General features: G+C 37.3%; 1 protein-coding gene. It reads left to right on the forward strand.

Annotated elements, in window-relative coordinates; all coding sequences use genetic code 11:
• Positions 1 to 308 precede the first annotated feature (308 nt).
• Entirely contained in the window at positions 309 to 1,493 is a 1,185-nt protein-coding gene (locus B494_RS0100395) for an IS110 family RNA-guided transposase (protein WP_017470375.1), read from the forward strand.
• Positions 1,494 to 1,614 lie beyond the last annotated feature (121 nt).

The raw sequence follows: 1,614 nt of genomic DNA on the forward strand, positions 1-1,614 counted from the left end.
TCTCCTTGTATATTATATTTAGAGTTTTTATCTTCCGATTTTTAATAGGAAACTCTATGAACCAAAGTAATTTAGTTAGATATTAACTCAGTTTTTCTGAGATAATATATTTATTGGATTGAGAGGTTAAGCCGTTTTCTCCTTGGGTCTATGAACTCGTTATCGAAAGACTGGCGTCTCTCTCTGATAAGCAGTTTACGAATGAGTTAGATGTTGAAGGCTTTCGCCTTACTCCGTATCTAGGACAAGGTAGTAACGCTTTTCAGATGAGTGGCATTCAATCCAAAATATTTTTTAAGGGTGATTTCATGTTCTACCTTGGTATCGATATTGGTAAACGTACTCATGTAGCTTCTGTTATGAATGAAGAAGGCAAGGTTGTACTTAAAGGATTCTCTTTTCCTAACACAACAGAAGGTGGAGAAAAATTACTTACAAAACTCCAATCCTTTTCCCCTTCCATAGACGACTTTACTGTAGGTATGGAAGCTACTGGGCACTATTGGTTAGCCATCTACTCATTTTTACATGACCGTCATCTTTTAATCCATGTCCTGAATCCCATTCAAACAGATGGTTGGCGGAAAGGAACAGAAATTCGAAAACGAAAGAATGATATTATCGATTCTGTATTAATCGCAGACTTAATTCGCTATGGAGCTTTCATAGAAACATCCCTTTCCGATGAGAACATATTCTCTCTCAAACAATTGTCTCGTTATCGTACTTATTTGGTTGGCACATCCAGTGACTTTAAACGAAAAATTATTGCCGTATTGGATCAAGTATTTCCTGAATACGATTCTGTATTTAGCAAAATAGGTATCTTTGGAAAAGCGTCCAAAGAAATTTTACTTGAATATAGCTCCCCCGAGAAACTTCATAAAGTCCCAGCGGATACATTAGCTGAATTACTTAGTGAAGCCAGTCGAAGCCGATTAGGTATGGAAAAAGCAGAATCATTAAAACAGGCAGCGTCACACTCTTTTGGAATCAAATTTGCCCAAGGTGCCTTTACTTTCCAACTTCGCTCTATGATTGAACAGCTGAAGTTTCTCGAAACACAAATTAAGGAAACAGAAATGGAAATCAAGAAAATTATGCATACGCTACATTCCGTCATTGAAACCGTTCCAGGAATCGGCCCCATTAACGGTGCCTCTATTCTTGGAGAAATTGGCGATATTCATAAGTTTTCCAATCCTGCAAAGTTAGTAGCTTATGCTGGTTTAGATGCTTCTGTCACACAATCTGGTGAATATGAAGCTACACATAACGTCATGAGCAAGCGAGGGTCACCTTATTTGCGAAAGTCTTTATTTTCAGCTGCTTTGGTGGCATCACAACACGATCCTGTTCTTAAAGACTTCTATCAAAAAAAGCGTTCAGAAGGAAAGCATCACCTCACGGCTGTTGGAGCTGTCGCTAGAAAACTGTGCTATATCATTCATGCGATACTCAAGAAGAATGAACCCTATGAAATTAGACAATAACCTTGCGAAAAAAGAACTTTTCTCAGGTTTATTTCGTGTGCTTTCATTTCTGTAAAATCATTATTCAACTCTAAAACCATCTCTTTTATTTCTCACTTGACTTTATATAGTTAGTCTTTCT

The sequence above is a fragment of the Amphibacillus jilinensis Y1 genome, assembly GCF_000306965.1.
GTDB classification, from domain to species: Bacteria; Bacillota; Bacilli; order Bacillales; family Amphibacillaceae; genus Amphibacillus_C; species Amphibacillus_C jilinensis.